General features: G+C 56.0%; 16 protein-coding genes, 1 tRNA gene, 2 rRNA genes and 1 pseudogene. 8 read left to right on the top strand and 12 right to left on the bottom strand.

The annotated features are described in order from the left end of the window. Position 1 precedes the first annotated feature (1 nt). Genes G6L97_RS10615 through G6L97_RS10635 form a run of 5 tightly spaced genes read right to left on the bottom strand, consistent with a single transcriptional unit; the run spans position 2 to position 4,328 of the window. Positions 2–547 (bottom strand): chemotaxis protein CheW, encoded by a 546-nt coding sequence (locus tag G6L97_RS10615; protein WP_111783443.1) that lies wholly within the window; start codon positions 545–547, stop codon positions 2–4. Continuing rightward, positions 544–2,511 (bottom strand): chemotaxis protein CheA, encoded by a 1,968-nt coding sequence (locus G6L97_RS10620; protein ID WP_003514186.1) that lies wholly within the window; start codon positions 2,509–2,511, stop codon positions 544–546. The genes G6L97_RS10615 and G6L97_RS10620 overlap by 4 nt, the downstream gene beginning before the upstream one ends. Next, positions 2,508–2,876, bottom strand: coding sequence for a response regulator (locus G6L97_RS10625; protein ID WP_013636814.1), 369 nt, complete (start codon positions 2,874–2,876; stop codon positions 2,508–2,510). The genes G6L97_RS10620 and G6L97_RS10625 overlap by 4 nt, the downstream gene beginning before the upstream one ends. Next, positions 2,876–3,202, bottom strand: coding sequence for a hypothetical protein (locus tag G6L97_RS10630; RefSeq protein ID WP_081308774.1), 327 nt, complete (start codon positions 3,200–3,202; stop codon positions 2,876–2,878). The genes G6L97_RS10625 and G6L97_RS10630 overlap by 1 nt, the downstream gene beginning before the upstream one ends. Then, positions 3,192–4,328, bottom strand: a complete 1,137-nt coding sequence (locus G6L97_RS10635; RefSeq protein WP_245482033.1) for an HD domain-containing phosphohydrolase — start codon at positions 4,326–4,328, stop codon at positions 3,192–3,194. The genes G6L97_RS10630 and G6L97_RS10635 overlap by 11 nt, the downstream gene beginning before the upstream one ends. 427 nt (positions 4,329–4,755) lie before the next feature. On the opposite strand from G6L97_RS10635, the gene G6L97_RS10640 reads away from it, so the two are divergent. Together G6L97_RS10640 and G6L97_RS10645 are read left to right on the top strand one after the other, a co-directional pair. Next, positions 4,756–6,120 carry an LLM class flavin-dependent oxidoreductase gene (locus G6L97_RS10640; protein ID WP_111783441.1) on the top strand — a complete coding sequence of 455 codons (1,365 nt, stop codon included), beginning with the start codon at positions 4,756–4,758 and terminating at the stop codon, positions 6,118–6,120. 11 nt (positions 6,121–6,131) lie between these two features. Beyond that, positions 6,132–6,647 (top strand): flavin reductase family protein, encoded by a 516-nt coding sequence (locus tag G6L97_RS10645; protein ID WP_013636818.1) that lies wholly within the window; start codon positions 6,132–6,134, stop codon positions 6,645–6,647. A gap of 23 nt (positions 6,648–6,670) precedes the next feature. Here the strand turns inward: G6L97_RS10645 and G6L97_RS10650 are convergent, their stop codons facing one another. Beyond that, positions 6,671–7,537, bottom strand: coding sequence for a LysR substrate-binding domain-containing protein (locus tag G6L97_RS10650; RefSeq protein WP_065658617.1), 867 nt, complete (start codon positions 7,535–7,537; stop codon positions 6,671–6,673). Between the two features lie 183 nt (positions 7,538–7,720). Here G6L97_RS10650 and G6L97_RS10655 point away from each other — a divergent pair, with 183 nt between their 5' ends. The 6 genes and pseudogenes from G6L97_RS10655 to G6L97_RS10680 all read left to right on the top strand — a co-directional run. Next, a complete protein-coding gene (locus tag G6L97_RS10655; protein WP_065702562.1) occupies positions 7,721–8,761 on the top strand; it encodes an aromatic ring-hydroxylating dioxygenase subunit alpha in 1,041 nt (346 codons plus the stop codon). A 138-nt stretch (positions 8,762–8,899) separates the two neighbouring features. Next, entirely contained in the window at positions 8,900–10,861 is a 1,962-nt protein-coding gene (locus G6L97_RS10660) for a DUF2817 domain-containing protein (protein WP_076844623.1), read from the top strand. A 71-nt stretch (positions 10,862–10,932) separates the two neighbouring features. After that, positions 10,933–11,727 (top strand): transporter substrate-binding domain-containing protein, encoded by a 795-nt coding sequence (locus tag G6L97_RS10665; RefSeq protein ID WP_111783440.1) that lies wholly within the window; start codon positions 10,933–10,935, stop codon positions 11,725–11,727. 137 nt (positions 11,728–11,864) lie between these two features. Beyond that, positions 11,865–12,572, top strand: coding sequence for an ABC transporter permease (locus G6L97_RS10670; RefSeq protein WP_035198759.1), 708 nt, complete (start codon positions 11,865–11,867; stop codon positions 12,570–12,572). Positions 12,573–12,576: 4 nt separating this feature from the next. Beyond that, the gene (locus tag G6L97_RS10675; RefSeq protein WP_013636823.1) at positions 12,577–13,263 is read left to right on the top strand and encodes an ABC transporter permease; all 687 of its coding nucleotides are present in this window, start codon (positions 12,577–12,579) and stop codon (positions 13,261–13,263) included. Continuing rightward, positions 13,242–13,352, top strand: a pseudogene (locus G6L97_RS10680) (S-(hydroxymethyl)glutathione synthase); the annotation flags it as partial. The gene G6L97_RS10675 and the pseudogene G6L97_RS10680, both read left to right, overlap by 22 nt. A gap of 58 nt (positions 13,353–13,410) precedes the next feature. Here G6L97_RS10680 and G6L97_RS10685 read toward each other — a convergent pair. From G6L97_RS10685 to G6L97_RS10710, 6 genes are all read right to left on the bottom strand, one after another. Continuing rightward, positions 13,411–14,832 (bottom strand): FAD-binding oxidoreductase, encoded by a 1,422-nt coding sequence (locus tag G6L97_RS10685; protein WP_174002905.1) that lies wholly within the window; start codon positions 14,830–14,832, stop codon positions 13,411–13,413. Continuing rightward, the gene (gene hisC / locus G6L97_RS10690) at positions 14,829–15,950 is read right to left on the bottom strand and encodes a histidinol-phosphate transaminase (protein WP_111783438.1); all 1,122 of its coding nucleotides are present in this window, start codon (positions 15,948–15,950) and stop codon (positions 14,829–14,831) included. The genes G6L97_RS10685 and hisC overlap by 4 nt, the downstream gene beginning before the upstream one ends. A gap of 41 nt (positions 15,951–15,991) precedes the next feature. Further along, a complete protein-coding gene (locus tag G6L97_RS10695) occupies positions 15,992–17,101 on the bottom strand; it encodes a 2Fe-2S iron-sulfur cluster-binding protein (protein ID WP_111783437.1) in 1,110 nt (369 codons plus the stop codon). 483 nt (positions 17,102–17,584) lie between these two features. Continuing rightward, a tRNA-Met gene (locus G6L97_RS10700) sits at positions 17,585–17,661 on the bottom strand. 257 nt (positions 17,662–17,918) lie between these two features. Then, a 5S ribosomal RNA gene (gene rrf / locus G6L97_RS10705) occupies positions 17,919–18,033 on the bottom strand. Positions 18,034–18,282: 249 nt separating this feature from the next. Further along, positions 18,283–21,089, bottom strand: a 23S ribosomal RNA gene (locus tag G6L97_RS10710). Between the last annotated feature and the right edge of the window lie 270 nt (positions 21,090–21,359).

Consider the following 21,359-nt stretch of genomic DNA (forward strand, 5'->3'; position numbering starts at 1 on the left):
CTCAATGCTCCTTGGAAAGTTCGATGACGTTGCCACGCGCGCCGGACGAAACCGGTCCGGACTCGCGATGCCCCGTGAAAATTGCTGTCAGATTTGGAAGAATGACGAACTCGCTGCCGCGTTTGATGAGGCAATGGATGTAATCCGCCCGCCACCGCATGCCGACGCTCGGCGGCGGTTCGCTGGCTGCCCGGCTGAACGTGGTCACCTCGTTGACCTTATCGGTCCTGATGCCGATCAATGCCGGCTCGCCATCAAACGGCAGTTCTATGACGACGATACGGCTATCAATGGTTCGCTCGGTGGCTTCCATGCCAAAGGCAAGACGGATATCGGCCAGAGGGATGACCTTGCCCCGGAAGTTGATAACACTCGCCACAAAGGCTTTAGCACCGGGAACGGCGGTTTCGGGCAGAAGATCCAGAATTTCCCGGACCTTCACCGCCTCGATGGCGAAGGTCTCGCCCGCGATGTTGAAGGTCAGAACTTCCACGGCGTCGGACACGCCCCAAAATTCGTCCGTCTGCTTCAAGAGAGACTGGTTCATCCCGCGGCCCGCAATCGCGCCTCCTGTTGTTGCCCCGCCATCACCAGATGTGCGACATCGAGGATAAGGGCGACATTGCCGTCACCGAGGATGGTCGCGCCGGAGAATGTCGCGACGTCATGGTGCAGTTTCGACATGGCCTTGATGACCGTCTGGTGGTCACCGATGATCTGGTCGACCACAAGCCCGACCCGCTCGGAGCCGGTGGAAATGACGACGATCTTCTGGAACTGATCCGGCTTGGTTCCGGTGTTGAACAATTCGCGCAGGCGAATGAAGGGAACGAGGCTCTCGCGCAGTGAAATGAAGGACCGGCCCCGCGAACGAATATCGTCGTCAGGCGACAGTTCCAGGCATTCCTCCACCGCCGGCAGCGGAATGACGTAACAACCATTGCCGACCCGCACCAGCAGGCCGTCGATGATGGCCAGAGTCAACGGGATCGCCAGCGAAACTTCCGAACCCGCGCCCGGCGTGCTGGTAACGCTGATCGTGCCGCGAAGGGCCTCGACACTCTTTTTCACCACATCCATGCCGACACCACGGCCGGAAAGACTGGTAACTTCAGAGGCTGTCGAAAAGCCCGGCTGGAAGATCATCTGCAGCAGTTCCTGATCGCTGACCTGCGCGTTCGGAGCCAAAAGGCCGGAAGCCTCAGCTTTTGCCCGGACGCGCTGGCGATCAATGCCACGGCCATCGTCACGGATGGTGATCGTCACATCACCGCCCGACTGGCGGGCAATGAGGGTGATCCGCCCCGTCGCCGGTTTGCCGGCCGCCACACGCTCATCGCTTTTTTCGAGTCCATGGTCGCAGGAGTTACGGACAAGGTGCACAAGTGGATCAGCCAGGCGTTCGATCACCGCCTTGTCGACCTCTGTGCCTTCGCCCTCGGTCTCCAGCTCGATCTGTTTGCCCGTTTCCCGCGCCAGGTCATGGATCAGACGGCGGAACCGACCAAAAAGCTGGGCGATCGGCACCATTCGCAGGACCATCATCGTATCGCGAAGTTCTCCGGAAAGACGCTCGACATCCTCCGAAACAGAGCGCAAAAGAATATCGACGCTGCTACCCGCCAGCTGCGAAAGTCGGGACTGGGCAATGACGAGTTCACCGACCCGATCCATCAACTCGTCAAGTCTTTCAGCAGGCACCCGCACGTTTTCGGCCGCCTTGCCGCCCTTCGGATCGGCGGCGACCTTTCTGGCTTCCGGCAGGATTTCGGAAACGGGGAGCTCTTCTTCGACAACCGCTTCGATTGCGCGGATATCGATCTCCATGTCATCCATCACGAAGATGAAAACGTCGTCGATTGCCGATTGCGGCTGCTCGGTCGTCAGCCGGACTGTCCAGCCCAGATGGAGATCGCTCGGATTGAGTGCATCGAGAGACGGCACCGTCGAGGTGTCGGCAACGATTTCACAATCGCCGAGTTCGGCCAGCTCATCGAGAAGACCAAGGGGATTGGTTCCGTTTGCCATGGCATTGACGGGCAACCGGAACCGGATTTCCCAGGTGGCGGCTTTTGCCTTTGCCTGCTTCCTGGCGAGATTCTGCGCCGGAACATGTGTCAGGACACCGCCATCGCCACGAGTGCCGACTGCCGCACGAAGCTTGGCGAGCAGCTGCTCTCCAACATCACCCTGCACACCGTGCGGATTGTCGACCAGCGCCTGCATATGATCCTGCGCTTCAAGAACGGCTGCGACCAGTTCGCTGGTTGCCGGAACCTCGCCCTTGCGCACCCGGTCAAAGGCGGTTTCGCAATGGTGGGTGAAAGCGGCAAGCGCCTCGAACCCGAACATTGCCCCGGACCCCTTCAATGTATGCAGTCCGCGGAAAACGGCGTCGATCTGATCCTGATCGGTCAAATCGTGAAGCAGATCGAGAAGGCCACCCTCGATTTGCTCGAAAAGCTCCGCAGCCTCCGTTCTGAAAACCTGAATAGGGTCCAGCGTCGTCATTTTCCGAGGACCTTTCTGACGATCTTGACCAGATGTTCGGCATCGAAGGGCTTGGTCAGCCAGCCGGTGGCACCGGCGGCCTTGGCGCGCGCCTTCATGTCCGCATCGGATTCCGTCGTCAAAAAGATGATCGGAATGCCGGTATGAGCCGGAGATTGCCGAAGCGCCTCAATCATCTCGAGACCATTCATGTTCGGCATGTTGAGATCAGTGACGATGAGGTCGAAATTCGCGGCCTTCGCCTTGGCAAGACCGTCCTGCCCATCAACGGCCTCGGTAATCTGGTAGCCCGCGCCTGTGAGGGCGATCTTCGTCGTCATGCGAATGCTGGCGGAATCGTCGACCGTTAAAATATGTGCGCTCATCATATGTCCTTTCCATGCAACCAGAACTGGCGGGAGGCTTCATCCATCCGCGACAGGAAACCGCCCCGCCGCAATGTCTGCAAAACCTGACCGTCAGCCGGCTCTTTCAATGTTATCGTCTTGTTGTTCTGCGCCGCGAAATTGCGCGAGGCTTCCATCAGCTGCACGAAGCTCAAATCCGCATCCGCATCCTTGGGCACCTCGACCACCAGCCTGTCGGTGTCTTTGAGACGGTCGAGAAGAAGACCATGTGCCGACGCAATCGACCGTATGGAAAGCGCTTGCGGCATCTTCAGTGTGTCGTTCGTGGTTTCATCAAAAAACATGGGGAGTCTCCCGAACGGCTGCGGCTTGCATGCCGCCATCCGCCCTGATCGGTTGTTCTTCCGGTGTTTCGAGGCTCGGCACTTCGATCTCCAGAACGCCGTGGCCCGTCATGAGCCTCTCGATCAGCGTCCATTGGCGCTGGAACGCCGCGACGCAAGCGGGATCGAAATGGCTGCCGCTCTGCGCGACAACATGCGCATAGGCCTCTTGGGTCGACCACGCCTTCTTGTAAGGGCGCTCGGAGCAGAGAGCCTCAAAGACGTCCGCAATGGCGACGATACGGGCTTCCAGCGGAATGCCATCGCCCGACAAGCCGTGCGGATATCCCGTTCCATCCCATTTTTCGTGATGGCCACCTGCAATCGCCTCGGCTATGCGCAGCAGGTCGGATGAACCGTTTTCGAGAATCTGCACGCCGATACCGACATGTTTTCGCATTTCGGTGATCTCATCAGGCGTCAGGCGACCCGGCTTCAGCAGCACGCTGTCGGAAATTCCAATCTTGCCGACATCGTGCAAGGGTGCCGCGAGATAGATCATGCGGCAATGCTCGTCATCGAGGCCGATATCCTTTGCCATCAGCATGCTGATTTGCGCGACGCGGGAAATATGGTCGCCGGTGTGGCCGTCGCGGAATTCGATGGCCCGCGCCAGGCGCCAGATGATTTCTTCTTCGCGGGCCGCGAGTTGCCGGGTGGCCTTGCGCACCTCATCCACAAGGCTGCGCGCCTGTCCGGCAAGATCGCGCTGCGCCTTGCGCAAGGCGAGAAGGTTGCGCACCCGCGCCTTCAGCTCCACCGGGTCAAAGGGCTTGTGGATGAATTCCGTGACACCGCTCTCTATCGCTTCGATAAGGACAGGCCGGCCTCTTTCCGATGTGATCATGATGACAGGCACATGCGCGAAATGCTCATACGTATTCAGTGCCTTGAGGAGCTGTATGCCGTTATATTTCGGCATCGTATAATCCACCACAAGCAGATCGACCGCATTGTTGCGGCAGAATTCCAACGCCTCCGTGGGATCGGTGAAGCCCACGATGGTGCCGACATCCGGAAGCCCGCGGACCGTCGCTTTCAGGGCAACAAGAATCGACTTGCTGTCATCGACCAATACGATTTGCACTTGTCCTCGCTATCATTGGATTGCGGGCGAATAGACGCGCGAACTCCTCGGCTTTTACCGAGCGAATTCAACGGATCTGGAAACATTTTTTTGGGAAAAGACGACCGCGTCATGTGGTCATAAAAATGAAGCGCCTGCGCGAAATTCGCCTGCGAAGACAACTTCTTATATGAATAAATTGACCAGATGTTGGTTAACAGCGACTTAAGTGTGACTTATGAATACTTATAGTGAAGCGCCATCATCAGGCCTCCCAACGGGAATGTGATCCCGTGGCGTGGCGCCGCAGCCTCTCGGGCTGATGCGCAGACGCGCCACTAAGCCTTGTTAGTATTTCTAACCTACGGAGAAGATTTCGGCCGATTGTTGCAGCGTTGATCCTCGAATAGCCTGAGACCAGAATTGGTATCAGTCAAAAGAGGGAACGATGTCGAAACGGCAGGACAAGATCAAGCTCGGAACCTTTGTTTACACGTTCGGCTTCCATGCAGCCGCATGGCGGCACCCGGCAAGCAAGGTAACGGCAGCAACCGACTTCAGCCACATGTTGAATGTGGCCAGAATTTCTGAAGCTGCCAAATTCGATTTCATGTTCCTCGCCGATTCCGCTGCGGCTGCCGTTGGTGACCCCGACGCCCTGGCGCGCAGCCCGACCAAGCAGAACCGGTTCGAACCGCTTTCTCTCATCTCGGCACTTTCAGTGATGACGGAAAGACTGGGCCTGGTCTCGACGGTATCGACGAGCTATTATGAACCCTTCAATGTCGCCCGGATTTTCGCGTCTATCGATCAGCTGAGCCGGGGACGCGCGTGCTGGAATGTCGTCACCTCCGATCATGACGAGACCGGCTACAACTTCAATCGTCAGGGTCTCGATCCTCACGCCGTCCGTTACGAGCGCGCGCAGGAATTCATCGACGTAGTGTTCGGCCTATGGGACAGCTTTGAACGCGACGCCTTGCTGCTCGATCGCGAAAGCGGCGTTTATTATGACAAGGCCAAGCACCATACCCTCAATCATGTCGGCAAGCATTTTCAGGTGCGCGGCCCCCTCAACATTGCGCCTTCCGAGCAGGGGCGGCCTGTTATTGCTCAGGCCGGCGGCTCCGAGGCCGGAATGAACCTTGCTGCACGGACGTCTGAAATCGTCTTCAGCCTGGCATCCAACATCGAGAGCAACAGGGCTTTCTACCAGAACGTCAAAGGACGTATGCCGGCATTCGGTCGCGATCCCGAAGATCTCAAGGTCATGCCGGGCATTGTCGTCAATGTCGGGGAGACCGAGGCCGAGGCGAAGGCAAAAGTCGATTTTCTCATCGACAGCCTGCATCCGGACGTGGGTCGCTTGATGCTTTCGGAGTTCCTCGAAGCCGACCTTCGTGGCGTTCCCCTCGATCAACCATTTCCGATGGACCGGCTGCCCGCCGAGCCGAAAGGCTCGCGCAAGATGTTTGACCAGCTCGTCGAGTTCGTCAAACAAGGACAGACAGTGGGACAATTGATCCGCCACTACGCAGAACGCCACACCGGAAACGGAATAACCGGGACACCAAAACAGATCGCAGACTACATGGAAGAGTGGTTCGAAACCCGTGCCGCCGACGGTTTCATTCTTATGTTCCCGACACTTCCCGCAAGCCTGGAAGATTTCGTCCGCCTTGTCTTGCCGGAGTTGCGGCGACGCGGACTGTTTCGTGAGGAATATGAAGGATCGACGCTGCGCGAGAACCTGGGGCTTTCGATGCCTGCCAACCGTTACACGGCCGCCAAAGGCGATAAAGAGCGCATCTGAAGGAGCCAATCATGGTGGACCAGATGAAAATGCAGGTGCCGTCTCCGGGCGCTGACCTCTTCAAATCCTCCATGCGGAATCTGGCGGGTGCCGTTTGCGTCATCACGACAGGCACGGGTGAAACACGAACCGGCTTCACCGCAACATCCGTCACAGCACTTTCTGCGGATGGCCCGACGGTGATGGTCGCACTCAATCGTGGATCCTCGTCCTGGGAAATCGTCGAGAAAGCCAGACGGTTTTGCGTCAACGTCGTCGCTGAAGGTCAGGAAAACGTCGCCCACTCATTCTCGGGTTTTAATGGCCTTAAGGGTGCCAGCCGCTACGATGGCGCCGTCTGGCACACGATGGCGTCAGGCGGCCTTGCGCTGGATGGCGCTCTGGCAAGTCTGGACTGCGAACTCGAAGACGCGATCATCCATCGATCTCATGTGATCCTGATCGGCCTCGTCCGGTCGATAAGGACACATGACGATGCCCGGCCACTTCTGTACTGGCGCGGAGAATATCAACACATCAGAAGGTGATATCCCGAGCGGTAGGCCCTTATTCACGCACTGCGGTTCGGGGACGATGCGACAGACTGCTTTTTCGCGATCCCCATCACCCACATGTGAAATTCTCTTCCGTAGGGCTTATCGAAAACGGAACGATCCCATGCCAGATAGTAGCTCTCGGGAAGCGGAAGGCGGATGTCGAAAGGAACAACAAGTGTACCGGCCTGCAACTCGTCCTCGATCATCGAGACCTGAGCCAGCACGAAGCCGTGTCCGTTGACCGCAGCGTCGATTGCGTTGCTCGACAGCGCGAAAAACAGGCTCGAGAGTTTTTCATTCACGGTCGCGCCAACCAGCTGCGCCCACTCGCTCCATTGTGGCGGACGGCTGTAATGGGCTTCCCACTCGATATTGAGCAAAGGGAATTTGAGAAGGTCGGCGGGCGCCGATAATGTCCGTCCCCCGAGCAAACGCGGCGAACATGCGGGAACCACCCAATCCGTATAAAGCGGCACGAAATGCGCGTGCACCTCTGCCCGCTTTCCATAGGTTATGCGAAAATCGCTCTGGCCGCCCGACAGGCTGGGTTCGTCATCCTTGCCGATGATACGGACATTGGCTTCCGGATAGAGAGCCTGCCACTCGAAGATCTTGCGGCCGATCCACTTGTTCACCACCGAGCTGAGCGCAGTCAGCACGATGCCGGTCTGGCTCCGCGCCCGTTCGAGAACATCGACGGAATGATTGAGCTGGCTGAAGCCTTTGGCGACTTCCTTGTGAAGAAGAACACCCCACGACGTCAGTTCCACACGGCGTCCGATACGTTCGAGGAGCGTAACGCCGAGATGGTTCTCAAGCTTGCGCACCTGTTGGCTGATGGCACTGGGTGTTACGCCCAGTTCTTTGGCGGCCGTGCTCATCGTGCCGCACCTTCCTACGGCTTCGAAAGCTTGCAGGGCATGGAGTGGGGGCATAGCCAATAGAGTATCTCCAGTTCTGCTTTTTGTTAAGTTTTTCTAAACAAAAACGCAACGAAAATCCGCTTGTTCCGCATCGCAACAAGGAAAATACTGATCCGATTAAAGCGAGAACGGGGGAAGAAAATGTTTCTCAAGAATGCTTGGTACGTCGCCACCTGGGATCACGAAATCGGACGAGACCTGACACCCGTAACGATGCTCGGCGAAAATATCGTTCTTTATCGTCTTCAGAATGGCAAGCTTGCAGCGCTCGAAGATGCCTGTCCCCATCGCAAGCTCCCCTTGTCCATGGGGCGTATCAAGGGCGACGACGTCGAATGCGGCTATCACGGACTGACCTTCGACTGTTCCGGCGCCTGCACCCGCGTGCCGGGTGCAGAGCGTATTCCACATGTGGCCTGCGTCCGCTCCTACCCGGTGGAGGAACGTTACGGGCTCGTCTGGGTCTGGATGGGTGAGGCCGCGAAAGCCGATCCTGCAGAGATTTTCCATGTCGAACATTTCGGTGATCCGTCCTGGGGCGTCAATCGCGGCGAGTCGATGACGATCAACTGCAATTACCTCTACATGACGGACAATCTGCTGGACCCATCCCACGTCGCATGGGTACATCAGAGCTCGTTCGCCAGTTCCGCCTGCGAAGAAACGCCATTGGAAACAACGGTGAAAAGCGATGGCGTCGTCGTCTGGCGCTGGATGCTGGATTCAGATCCAGCCCCCTTCTACGCACCGTTCCTGCAATTTGAGGGGAAATGCGATCGAAAACAGCATTACGAGGTTCGCTACCCCAGCAATGCCATCATCAAGGCCATCTTTGCACCATCAGGCTCCGGCGGCGAAGGCCGCGAATTGCCAGCCAATACGTTCTTGATGGACAGCTACAATTTCATGACGCCAGTCGATGAGAACCGCACGAAGTATTACTGGTTTCAGATGCGAAATTTCGCGCCCGACGACCCGGAAGTTTCAGCGCGCTTCGCAACATCCGTACGCGGCGCATTCGAGGAAGACCGTGTCGTGCTGGAGGCGGTCCACCACGGGATCGCGAACAAGAAGACTCCAAACCTCGATCTGAAGATCGATGTCGGACCGCTGCGGTTCAGACGCAAGCTTTCACAGATGATCGATAGCGAGACCATGAATGTCGTCGCTGCCGCGGAGTAAGCGCCTGCGCCGGAATGACTAACGATATGGTCTTCGCCTGCTCAAATGGTCAGGCGGAGATGGCAAAAAAATAATAACCGGGAACATAGCTGGTGATCGGCAAAAGCCGACGCCCGCCACAAATCGGGAGTATCCTTGATGCGCCACATCAGGCAGCCTGAGCTCTATTCAGTGGACTATAATGTGCTGCGGCAACGTTTTCTTTCCGCCGCGCGCCGGTCGAATGCTGCGTTGTTCGAATATAAGCATCCATTGCATGGCCCAGGTGGAGAGCACCTTTTCACGGATGTTGCATATCTGGGCGAACGCAACGCGTCAAAAAAACTCGTCATCTTGTCCGGCACGCACGGAGTTGAGGGGCAATTCGGATCGGCTTGCCAGGCTGAATGGCTTGCCGCAAATAACCCGTTACCGCTTCCTCCCGATACGGCTGTGGTGATGATCCATCTGATCAACCCGTGGGGAACAGCATGGAGCCGACGGGTCAACGAGGACAATGTCGATCTCAACCGAAACTTCGTTGACTGGAAGAGAGCCGTTCCACGAAACGAACGATACGCCCCACTGCACAATGCATTTGTCTGCGCCGAGTGGGATGGACCCGATCGTGACCGTGCCGATCAACTGCTGAGAGATGCCAAGGCCGCATTAAACGGTCACGCCGGTATCGCCGCGATTATCGAAGCAGGCCAATACGACTTTCCAGACGGACTGTTTTATGGCGGCAACGGCCCGACATGGTCGAACCGCACCCTCAACGATATCTTGAGCACTTTCGTCAGCGGCGCGTCGGATGTCGTCGTCTTCGATCTTCACACCGGTGCAGGCCCTTACGGATATCCCGCGCTGCTATCCGTGGCGGAAGAGGACCATGCCGGTCTGGAATGGGGCAGAAAAACCTATGGCCACGCACTCGCGGTCGTGATGACCGGCAAGGGCGCAACGACCGATACCGGCATTGCGGCAACGGCCACGGGCTACGTTTCAGCAGCGGTCTGCAAATCCTTGCCGGACAGCCGCGTATTGCCGCTGGTAATCGAATGCGGAACCCTTGAAGGCCCGGTGGTGATGGACGCCGTGCAGGCGGATAACTGGCTGCATCTTTTCGGGAATATCGAATCTCCGCTTGGGCAGAAAATCAAGAAGACGCTGAGAACTGCGTTCATTCCTGACGATCCCGAATGGCAGCAGAACTGTCTTGGGACAAGCTTGCGATATTTCGACCGCGCGCTGACCGCACTTGCCTCGGTTACTCCCCCGGCTTCAAAGGGCGCAACCGCTCCGGCTTTGGTGAGCGACTGGCCACCGGCCGTGCCTGTCAACACCAAACGCCATGAACGGCCAGCCGTTGAAGTTCATGATCTCCACAAAAGCTTCGGCACGCACGAAGTCCTGTCGGGCGTGGGGCTGAGTGCCGATCCCGGTGAAGTCGTTTCGATGATCGGCTCGTCAGGTTCCGGCAAGAGCACGTTTTTGCGCTGTATAAACCTGCTCGAACAGCCCAGCAGTGGAACGATCGTCGTTGATGGCGAGGAAATACGAATGAAGGGCGGAGCGAATGGCCGTTCGCAGCCAGCAGACATGCGCCAGGTCGAAAGAATTCGCGCCCGCGTGGGAATGGTATTCCAGAACTTCAATCTCTGGCCCCACATGTCCGTGCTTGAGAACATCATCGAGGCTCCCGTCCATGTTCTTGGCGAGCGTCGCCAGGATGCAATCGACCATGCCCATCAGTTGTTGAAGAAAGTGGGACTGTCGGAAAAGCATGCCCAATATCCCGGGCAGCTCTCCGGCGGCCAGCAGCAACGTGCGGCCATCGCAAGAACACTGGCCATGCGGCCAAAAGTCATCCTCTGTGACGAACCGACATCCGCTCTCGACCCCGAACTTGTGGGAGAGGTCCTGCGCGTGATCCGTCAGCTGGCAGAAGAGGGCAATACCATGATCCTCGTGACGCATGAAATGCAGTTTGCGCGCGAGGTATCTCACAAGATTCTCTTCTTACACAAAGGAAAGGTGGAGGAAGAGAGTACCCCGGCGGAATTGTTCACCAATCCGCGATCGGAACGCCTGCGTCAGTTTCTGTCGCGAACGTTATGACGTGATCCGCTGTGCCGGCGCTGTGTCCGGCAAATCAAACCCAACAAATAACCAAATAGGGGAATTCGCATATGAATCTGAAAGTCCTGTCACTCGCCCTGCTTCTTGCAGGCGTCAGCACGGCGCACGCTGCCGAAGGCGAATTGTCGATCGGCACCGAAGGTGCCTATCCACCATGGAGCATGGCCGATGCTGCCGGCAATGTAACCGGCTTCGACGCCGATGTCGGCAACCTGCTCTGCACGAAGCTCGCCGTGAAGTGCCGGTTCGTCGTGCAGGCCTTTGATGGCCTGATCCCTGCCCTCAAGGCGAAGCGCTTCGACGTCATCATCTCCGGGATGTCGATTACCCAGGATCGAAAAAAGGAAATCAATTTTTCGGTCGGATATGCTGAGCTGGCAAACATGTTCCTCGTTCCCAAGACGTCCGATCTCTCCGGCATCAAGGATATCGACACTTTGTTGAAAGGCTTGGACGGCAAGACGATCGGCGTTCAAACCGGCACGACGCACGCCCATTTCATCGAAAAGCGGGTGCCGAATGCCAATCTCAAAACCTACGACACGCTCGATAATATGCAGATCGATCTCGCAAGCGGCCGCGTTGAGGCAGCATTTGCAGACGCCTCTGCACTTCAGGATTTTCTCGCCAAGCCCGAAGGCAAGGACTTTCAGTTTGTCGACGTGAAAGTTCAGAGCAAATTCGATTCCACCCTCGGCGAAGGGATCGGCGTCGGAATTGCCAAGGAGAACACCGAACTGAAGACGAAGATCGACAAGGCACTGTGCGAGCTCGTCGCGGATGGTTCGATCGGCAAAGCGAGCCAGAAGTGGTTCAAGATGGATATCTCCAGACCCTGCAACTAAGACGCCTGCCCCGCTCTTCCCAGAAGTGCGGGGCAACCACTCAATCGCAACCTGACAGGGTGCGCACGGTCGAAGACGCTGACGATGCCTGCTGCCAAAAAGGCAAGGGAGTGCGCAGCAAAACCAAGGCAAATCCAATGGAGTCTAGTCTGATCCTAGTTTGGCAGGGTGGTTGGATAAGAGCCATTCTGCAGGGGGCCGCAATAACGATTGCCGTCGGTACGGTCAGCATGCTTGTCGGTGCGTTGATCGGAACCTTGTGCGGGGTCATCAAGTGGGCGCGGATATTCCCGCTGACACTTGTGGTAGACGCCTATACCTCTCTCGTGCGGGGGGTGCCGGAACTGCTTATCATCTATCTGCTGTTCTTTTCTTCCGTGCAATTCGTGACACAGGTTGCCACAGCTTTCGGATATGCTGCCCTTGCGGACAGCGGATATGCCTTCATCATTGCCATCATTGCCATCGGTACGATTTCAGGCGCCTACTCGACCGAGGTTATCAGGGGAGCATTGGCTTCCATTCCGACGGGACACATCGAAGCTGCGCGTGCACTGGGGATTCCCGGGCGCCGCATCTTCAGGCGCATCATCATCCCGCAAATGCTACGCATTGCCATCCCCGGCATGAACAATGTCTGGCAGACAACCATCAAGGACACGGCACTGGTATCGGTTGTCGGGCTGCAGGAACTGATGCGCGCCGCCTCGGTTGGCGCCGGTAGCACCCGCAATCCCCTGATTTTCTTTCTTATCGCAGCCGTCGTGTATTTCGCGATCACCATCATAAGCCAGGCTGGATTCGACAGGGTCGAACGCCTGGTGAGACTAAGGGCGAGGAAGTAACGCGATGGATATCGAATTCCTGAAAACATCGATGCCTTTCCTCTTGAAAGGACTTTCCACAACGGCGACCATAACCGCGATATCTGTCGCGATCGGTTTCAATCTCGGCCTTGGTCTTGCGCTCATGCGGCTGTCCGAAAACCGCTTCCTTGCCGGGTTTGCAAAATATTACAGCATGGTCTTTCGCGGTACACCGCTGCTTGTACAACTGTTCCTGTTTTACTACGGGCTTGGCCAAATTGGATTTATCAAAGGCAATGCCATAACGTGGTGGGTGATTAGTGATGGTGCGCGCTGCGCGGTCATGGCGATGGCGCTCAACACAGCCGCCTATACATCGGAGATTCTGCGAGGCGGATTATTATCGGTTCCCGCGGGTCTCAAGGAAGCGGCCAAAGCCACGGGAATGTCACCATTTATGCGTTTCCGCCGGATCGAATTCCCGCTCGCCATTCGCCAGGCTCTGCCGGCTTACGGCAATGAGCTGATCCTCGTCGTCAAGGGTACGAGCCTTGCCTCGACAATCACGGTTCTCGAGATCACGGGATATGCAAAGCGCCTGATGAGCCAGACATTCGCGATTTTCGAGGTTTTCGCTCTGGCCGGTGCCATCTACCTCGTCATCAACCTCACCCTCGTCATGCTCATCCGCATGCTTGAGGCACATCTGATGCGTCACGAAGCGCGCTGAAGGCCATTAGACTCGAACCTTACGACTGCCTGTCACGCGCATTTATGGACTATATCGCCGCCTGGACAGCCAAAAAAATGGCGTTCTGAAACGTAGTCGCCTATATCGTGTCCGCGCCGCGCGCCTAGAGAGCGCGGCGTTGTCATGTCAGCCGGTGACTTTGCCGGGGTTAAGAGTGTATCCGCCATCGATTGCGGCCTTGATCTGCGTCATCAGGGCAAATTTTACCGGGTTCGCTGTCTCCCGCAACGCATGAATGCGTTTGGAGCCGATCCCATGTTCCGCCGAGAACGAACCACCCGATTGCGTCAGGTCGCGGTAGAGAACGGATTCGATGGCAGCAATCTTGGCGGGCGTCAGAGCTGTCCCGGCTGCATTGAGAACAATGTGAAGATTGCCATCGGCAATGTGGCCGAAGAGGTAGGGATCGAGGAGAGGATCGATTGACCGAAGCTCCGGTACGCAGCGAGCCACATATTCTCCGATCTGCGACAAGGGGACGGAGACATCAAAGGACGGCGCAGCCGGATATCTGCGATAGATAAGGTCCGTGTCCTCCCTCAGACGCCACAACTCTGCTTCCTGCGCCTTCGATGTTGCGACGACAGCGGACACGTTCGGATAGGTTTCATACAGCTCCTCGTAAATCCGGCCGAGCTCCATCTGAAGCTGTTCCTCGTCACCGCCGGCCAGAGACACGATGAGGTTGACGGGATAGTCAGGGGCATAATCTGGCGCCGACCAAAGGTGCTCGCCCGCCGTCAGGGAGAAAAACGAATTCCAGATCGCTTCCGCCGCACGCATGTGGCCATACCTCACGGTCAACCCCAGCCTGGTCGCCTCAAGAGCCGCTTCAACGGAGGGAAGCCCAAAAAGTGCGGTTGCGGTTGCTGCGGGAACCGGCTCCAGCTTGATGGCAACCCTGGTCACAATACCAAGCGTACCCTCGGCCCCGATGAAGAGATGCTTGAGATCGTATCCTGCGGCGTTCTTCACCACGCGTGTCAGGTCGGAATATATCGAGCCATCAGGCAATACGACTTCCAGCCCGAGCACGCGATGTCGCATCACCCCATATCGAAAGGCAGAAATCCCGCCGGCATTGGTCGAGACCATTCCGCCAATCGTGGCAGAACCACGCGATGGCAAGTCGATGCCTGGCTCGAGACAATGCTCCGATGCGGCCGCCTGCAACGCTTGAAGCGTAACGCCCGCCTCCACAACGGCAACCCGCTCATCTGGATAGATTTCCACGATCCGGTTCAGCCGGGCGGTCGACACCACGATTTGACCGGGGACGGACACACCCCCGCCAACAAGCCCGGTTCGGCCACCCTGTGGTACAACCGATATACCATGGGCAACCGCAGTTTTTATGATCGACGCAACCTCGTGCGGAGATGAAGGGAAAGCAACCGCATCCGCACCGAAATTCGCAGGCGTTACGCCATAATCGAGATTGGCAACGGCATCACCGCGTTTCAGGTTCGACAGGCCGATAATCTGGTCGATTTCATTAAGAAACGCGGCGGACAAATCCCGTGTTAAGGCGGTATTGTGTTCGATCATGACGCGACTTTTGCCTCACGAAGCTTATCTTTGAGTGAGCGTAACGCTTCGAGAAAACGGTCGTTTTCCGCAGGAAGCCCGACGGTCACACGAATGAAGCTGGCGAACTCCGGTTCTTTCCAGGGTTTGACGATGACGCCATGGGACAGGAAATGATCGAAAGCGATCGAACTGTCGCAACCAACATCGATGAAGAGAAAATTCGTCTCAGAGTCCGGAACGAAAAGATCAAGCGAGGCGATTGCCGCAGCCATGCGCCTGCGCTCCTTGACGACGCTTTCGACGGAAACCCGCATCCAGTTTTCGTCATCGAGCGCGGCAACTGCGGCCAATTGCGCGGCCGCATTGACGTTGAACGGTGTCTTTGCAGATGACATGGCCTGTGCCAGCCGCTCATCGGAAGCCACGGCATATCCGACGCGCAACCCAGCCAGCCCATAGGCCTTCGAGAAGGTTCTGAGCACGACCCAGGAGATAGCGCTGTCAGCCAGTGTCTTAAGCCCATCTGGCGTATTCCCGTCGCAGAATTCGAAATATGCTTCGTCGAAAACAAGCAACGTCTCTTTCGGGACAGCTGCAATGAGGCTTGAGAGCTGATCCTGTCGCAACGCCGGGCCCACGGGATTGGAAGGCGAGGAGATGAAGAATATCGATGGCTTTTCGCGCAATGCGGTCGTCATCGCCTCAAGATCGAACCGAAGATCCTTCGTCATCGGTATCTTGATGATTTTCGCACCATTTGCTCTAGGCTCGATTTCGTGAAGGCCGAAACCAGGTATCATCGCGACCACGGTAGCATCCGGACGCAGGACCGCGCGACAAACGGCAGCGATCATCTCTTCGGAGCCGTTTCCAATGACAATCCGGTTTCCGGCAACGCCGAGCTTTCGACTAAGCGCATCACGCAAGATCACACAGGCAGGATCCGCATAGCGTGAAGGGTCGAGACTGGCCAGCGCAGCGGTTACCTTCGGAGAGCAACCATATGGATTCTCATTGCTGGCAAGGGCCGCAATATCGGTCAAACCCGTCTTGCTTCGCGCAACGGCGATATTCATTCCAGCATTATAAGGCGGGAGTTCAGCAACGTGCGGGTTGAGTCTGAGTGTATCGGCCATGGGTTGATCTCGCTGATTTGGATAAACGCTGGAATCTGGTTTCAGAGGTCGAGTACGACTGAACTCACGGGCTTGGAACAACAGAGGAGAATCTGCCCGGACGGCACGTCATCCAGCGGCTCTTCCACATATTCAACGTCGCCGGACACAAGGTTTTGGACACAGCTGCCGCAGACACCCGCGCGACAGGAGAATGCTGGCTCAATACCCCGGCTCTCCAGAAAGCTCAGGATGGATTCCGAGGCTGAATCCCACTCGAATCTGGCATTTGACTTTCCAAGAACGATCTCGATGCCGGAGTACTCAGGCTCTGACGCCACCGGAGCAACAGTGAGGCTGAGGTTTGCTTCCTTCTTCGGCTGCGATGGCGAAAGCAGGGAGGCAGGCCCGAAAAACTCGTAGGCAATCTTGCTTTTCTCCAAGCCGAGGGAGAGGAGCAGGTCATACATCGCCTGCATGAACGGCGGTGGTCCGCACATATAGACTTCGTAATCGTCCAGCGGCAGAAACGACTGCAAGGTCTCCCGCGTGATGAAACCGGCGGAATGGAACAGCCCGGCTTTAGCATCCTCGTCGGTCGGAAAACGATAACAGTAATGAATATGGACGTTGCTGCGCTGTTCAGCGAGCACCCGTACTTCTTCACGCAGCGCATGGGTAGCAGCCCCGTCGCAGGCATGGACGAACCAGACGGGCCGATCGCTTTCCGCAACCAAGACCTTCAACATGGATATCGTAGGTGTCAGCCCGACGCCACCGGACAAGAGAATAACCGGTCGCTGACTGGCCTTGTCGAGTTTGAAGGCACCACGCGGCCTGTCAATATGGATGACCGCACCCTCTTCTACGGCGTCATGGAGCCAGCACGAAACAAGACCATCGGCCATATCGGGCGCTAAAGCGGCCTCCCGTTTCACGGTAATACGATAGACTCCGATCTCATTTGGTCCTGACGAAACCGTGTAATTCCGGACAAGCGGTTCTTTGCCTTCGGGATGCGGTATCTGGATCGTCAGAAACTGGCCCGCCTCAAAAGTACACCAATCCGCAGGATCGACAGGCGTGAGGTAAAATGACGTGATCGTGGCACTCTCGCGCACCTTGCGCTTTACCTCGAACGGGCGAAAACGTGGATCCAGGCGGGTCGTCATGATTTGCTTGTCCTGATGATTGCAATATCCGGAAATCCGCAGATCGCCTCGAGAGCTCTCCCCGTGAGATCGCTCAAGGCTTGCGTCAACCTGCAGACGATCAAAGGGTTTCGCGGGAGGCAGAACTTCCTCAAAAACTCGCTGGCAATTTGGTCTTCACCAATTTGCAGCCCCAAGGCCCCACCTCAATTTATCCCTCTGACAAATCTCATTATTTGCGCGTCAACAAAGAGAGACAATCCCGCCACAGATGCGTTTTTGTTTAGAAAAGCTAAACTAAGGGGGTTTGAATTGGCGCGAGCAACTCTGGATTTGCGCCCTCGTTTTTCACTGGGATACGCCAAAACAGAACGTGATCTTCAGAACCAATCGTTAGATAGTTGCAGAGTGCTCCGGGAGCAGGATACAGGCCTAGCTGCACGCTACCAGAGCCCCACGGGGCTATACCGCCAGCAAGTTAAGCTACGGGGTTTTTGTGAAGATTGGTTGCGGGGGCAGGATTTGAACCTGCGGCCTTCAGGTTATGAGCCTGACGAGCTACCGGGCTGCTCCACCCCGCGTTACCAGCGTAAATCCCTATGGGATTTATCGCGACCAGCGTAAATCCGTATTGGATTTATCGCGACTGCATCACAGGGAAGCTGTGATGTATATTGCCGGAGCAAATTGCCGAAGGCGATTTGTCTCCTTTAAGGGACGCACGAGGCGTTTTCCTTATGTTTTCATGTTCCGTAATGCAAAAAGGCCGCTTTGAGCGGCCCTTTGTATCGGCTGGGCCGAAGAGTTTGCTTGAGAAGATATTTGTTGCGTTTTGCAGACCTGGCAGCGACCTACTCTCCCGCGTCTTGAGACGGAGTACCATTGGCGCTGGGGCGTTTCACGGCCGTGTTCGGAATGGGAACGGGTGCAGCCGCCCCGCGATAACCACCAGGTCGGCAAAACGCAACACAGTTCATGTTTTCACATGAGTGTTGTTTCGAGAAGCTGGGAAGCTTGCGCTTCATTTAATTTAACACGTCTTTCTGCGACCCTTCCCGTATGTTTGCCATACAGACCAGAGGTCGTCGCGCCTTCCGGTTTTTGCTTTCAAGCAAAATACCTGTGGCGCGGCCCGTCCGGAGCGCTATGCGCGTCAGGACAGAACAGATGATGCTCATCTTTGATGAGCATGAACAATGGGAACGAAGAAGTCGATCGAGCTATTAGTAACGGTAAGCTTCACATGTTGCCATGCTTCCACACCCGTCCTATCAACGTGGTCGTCTTCCACGGCTCTGATAGGGAACACTCGTTTTCAGGTTGGTTTCCCGCTTAGATGCCTTCAGCGGTTATCCATTCCGTATATAGCTACTCTGCTATGCCCTTGGCAGGACAACAGATCCACCAGAGATACGTCCATCCCGGTCCTCTCGTACTAGGGACAGATCCTGTCAATATTCCTACACCCACGGCAGATAGGGACCGAACTGTCTCACGACGTTCTGAACCCAACTCACGTACCGCTTTAAATGGCGAACAGCCATACCCTTGGGACCTGCTCCAGCCCCAGGATGCGATGAGTCGACATCGAGGTGCCAAACAACCCCGTCGATATGGACTCTTGGGGGTCATCAGCCTGTTATCCCCGGCGTACCTTTTATCCGTTGAGCGATGGCCCTTCCACACGGGACCACCGGATCACTATGACCGACTTTCGTCTCTGCTCGACTTGTCAGTCTCGCAGTCAGGCGGGCTTATGCCATTGCACTCGACGACCGATTTCCGACCGGTCTGAGCCCACCATCGCGCGCCTCCGTTACTCTTTCGGAGGCGACCGCCCCAGTCAAACTACCCACCATACACTGTCCCGGATCCGGATAACGGACCGCGGTTAGACATCCACGAAGATAAGGGTGGTATTTCAAGGATGGCTCCACAAGAACTGGCGTCCCTGCTTCAAAGCCTACCACCTATCCTACACATGCCTTGGCGAATGCCAGTGTAAAGCTATAGTAAAGGTGCACGGGGTCTTTCCGTCTGACCGCAGGAACCCCGCATCTTCACGGGGAATTCAATTTCACTGAGTCTATGTTGGAGACAGCGGGGAAGTCGTTACGCCATTCGTGCAGGTCGGAACTTACCCGACAAGGAATTTCGCTACCTTAGGACCGTTATAGTTACGGCCGCCGTTTACTGGGGCTTCAGTTCAGAGCTTGCACCCCTCCCTTTAACCTTCCAGCACCGGGCAGGCGTCAGACCCTATACGTCGTATTGCTACTTCGCAGAGCCCTGTGTTTTTGATAAACAGTCGCTACCCCCTGGTCTGTGCCACCCCATCATACTTGCGTAAAATGGGGTCACGCTTCTTCCGAAGTTACGCGTGCAATTTGCCGAGTTCCTTCAACATAGTTCTCTCAAGCGCCTTGGTATACTCTACCTGACCACCTGTGTCGGTTTCGGGTACGGTCTATACGGTGGAGCTATTTCCTGGAACCTCTTCGCCGCACATTCAATCCAGTAAGAATGTACAACACACGAGATCCGTCACTACCACCAGGCCCACGAATATTAACGTGGTTCCCATCGACTACGCGTGTCCGCCTCGTCTTAGGGGCCGGCTAACCCTGCTCAGATTAACTTTAAGCAGGAACCCTTGGTCTTTCGGCGAGGGAGTCTCTCACTCCCTTTATCGTTACTCATGTCAACATTCGCACTTCCGATATCTCCAGCAGCCCTCACGGGTCCGCCTTCACAGACTTACGGAACGCTCCGCTACCACGCAACAGTCACTACAACTGTCACATCCTCAGCTTCGGTGCATGGCTTTAGCCCCGTTACATTTTCGGCGCAAAGACCCTTATTTAGACCAGTGAGCTGTTACGCTTTCTTTAAATGATGGCTGCTTCTAAGCCAACATCCTGGTTGTTTTGGGATCCTCACATCCTTTCCCACTTAGCCATGACTTGGGGACCTTAGCTGGAGGTCAGGGTTGTTGCCCTTTTCACGACGGACGTTAGCACCCGCCGTGTGTCTGCCGACTAGTACTCCTCGGTATTCGGAGTTTGGTTAGGATCAGTAAGACGGTGAGTCCCCATAGCCCATCCAGTGCTCTACCCCCGAGGGTATTCGGTCGACGCTCTACCTAAATAGATTTCGCGGAGAACCAGCTATTTCCGAGTTTGATTGGCCTTTCACCCCTAGCCACAAGTCATCCCAATCTATTGCAACAGATACGGGTTCGGCCCTCCAGTTGGTGTTACCCAACCTTCAGCCTGCTCATGGCTAGATCACTCGGTTTCGGGTCTAATGCAACTAACTCAATCGCCCTATTCAGACTCGCTTTCGCTGCGCCTACACCTACCGGCTTAAGCTTGCTAGTTACACTAAGTCGTTGACCCATTATACAAAAGGTACGCCGTCACCCTTGCGGGCTCCGACTGTTTGTAGGCATCCGGTTTCAGGTTCTATTTCACTCCCCTCGTCGGGGTGCTTTTCACCTTTCCCTCACGGTACTTGTTCGCTATCGGTCATGCACGAGTACTTAGGCTTGGAGAGTGGTCTCCCCATGTTCAGACAGGATTTCACGTGCCCCGCCCTACTCAAGGACAATGACTGTTCTACGCGTAAGGGGCTATCACCCTCTATGGCCGACTTTTCCAAATCGTTCCGCTTTATTCATCATTGCCACTGGCCTGGTCCGCGTTCGCTCGCCACTACTTACGGAGTCTCGGTTGATGTCCTTTCCTGCAGGTACTTAGATGTTTCAGTTCCCTGCGTTCGCTTCTTACCCCTATGTATTCGAAAGTAAGATACCTTATCACAATGCTTGGAAACCCAGGCCGTTCATAAAACAGACTGGATTTTCCAAGCATTTAAGGTGGGTTGCCCCATTCGGAGATCCATGGATCAAAGCTTATTCGCAGCTCCCCACGGCTTTTCGCAGCGTATCACGTCCTTCTTCGCCTGTGCATGCCAAGGCATCCACCAAATGCCCTTAATTCACTTCTTCGTTCTCATTGTCTATGCTCATCCATAGCCGTTCCAAAGGAACGGCAATCCGGTTACCTTTTACAACCAGATCATCTCCTGATGACATCGACGTGTTCGATACAATCCTCTTTGAAGGCACGCCGGTGCACTTCGAGGTCGTATCATTAAGACCAGCTTCTCGAGATATCATCCGGTGATGCGCGGTCAGGCAACATCAATCCAGCATTCCCATCAGAGGAGCAAAAGCTCCAACAACAAAAATGCCTCGGACAAGCGATCCTTCCTACCT

The organism is Agrobacterium tumefaciens (assembly GCF_013318015.2).
Taxonomy (GTDB): Bacteria; Pseudomonadota; Alphaproteobacteria; order Rhizobiales; family Rhizobiaceae; genus Agrobacterium; species Agrobacterium tumefaciens.